This window comes from Mesorhizobium sp. M4A.F.Ca.ET.090.04.2.1 (assembly GCF_003999085.1).
GTDB lineage: Bacteria > Pseudomonadota > Alphaproteobacteria > Rhizobiales > Rhizobiaceae > Mesorhizobium.
Genome location: NZ_RZOT01000931.1, coordinates 1 through 954 on the forward strand (window position 1 = coordinate 1; position 954 = coordinate 954).

Below are 954 nucleotides of genomic sequence, written 5' to 3' on the forward strand. Positions count from 1 at the left end.
AGCCGGTCGAATGGCCGCGCGCGCGGGCGGCGGCGATATGTTCGGCGAGCGTTTCGGCGTCGCCGATCGTGTAGGGCGTGAAGGCCGGCAGCGGTCCCGCGAGGACGCCGGCGCGGACATGCTCCTCGGTGAACGCCAGGAAGGCAATTCCGGACGCCGTCGCATGCATCGGCAGCACCTCGCCAAGTTGCACGCTGACGCGGTTGGCCTTGGCCGACTCGATGACATGGACCGAAATCAGGCCGCGCTTTGAATATTCCGACAAATGCACGGTCTCGCCGGTCTCGGCCGCCAGCTGCTCGACCACCGGCACCGCCATGCGCAGGAACGGAAACTGCGCCTCGCGCATCAGCGCCAGCCGCGCGATGCCGGCGCCCAGCCGGTAGAGCCGCGTGGCTTCGTCCTGCTCCACCAGCCCGTGCTCGATGAGCGAGACCAGTAGCCGCCGCGTCGTCGCCTTGTCGAAACCGGCGCGCCTGGCAAGGTCGGCAAGCGCCGTCTCGGGCGCGCTGCGGCCGAGCATTTCCAGCAGCGAAATGGCTTTGCTCACCGTGCCCATCCCGGTCTGATCCTCCATCAGATACTTAACGTGCGAATTAACTTGACAGCAAGTCGATTCCTTTGCAAGTCTATATTCGAAATGCTGTTGCAAATAGTGAAACGTTGATGGCCCAGCAGAAGGCCCGGCATTTCAGGGACACTTGGTTTCCGCAAGCGCGGATCTGGAGGGAAAGATGACGACAATTGAAGCCGGCGAACTGAACCGGCTGAGGAAGAACAGCCTTGGCGTTGGCGCCATCACCTTCATGGTGATCTCGGCCGCGGCGCCGCTCACGGCTGTGGCGGGTGGCACGCCGCTTGGCATGCTGATGGGCAACGGCGCCGGTTTTGCCGGCACCTATCTCATCGTGACGGTTCTGCTGCTGTTGTTCGCGGTGGGCTACGTCGCCATGT

Annotated in this window: 1 protein-coding gene and 1 pseudogene; one reads left to right on the top strand and one right to left on the bottom strand. The window is 63.8% G+C overall.

Annotated features, from left to right (window positions below; all coding sequences use genetic code 11):
• Positions 1 to 559 (bottom strand): IclR family transcriptional regulator (locus EN781_RS33255; RefSeq protein ID WP_145965820.1); only part of this gene is annotated, 559 nt, incomplete at its 3' end.
• Positions 560 to 734: 175 nt separating this feature from the next.
• Between EN781_RS33255 and EN781_RS33260 the strand changes: the two are divergent.
• Positions 735 to 954 (top strand): annotated as a pseudogene (locus EN781_RS33260) (amino acid permease); the annotation flags it as partial.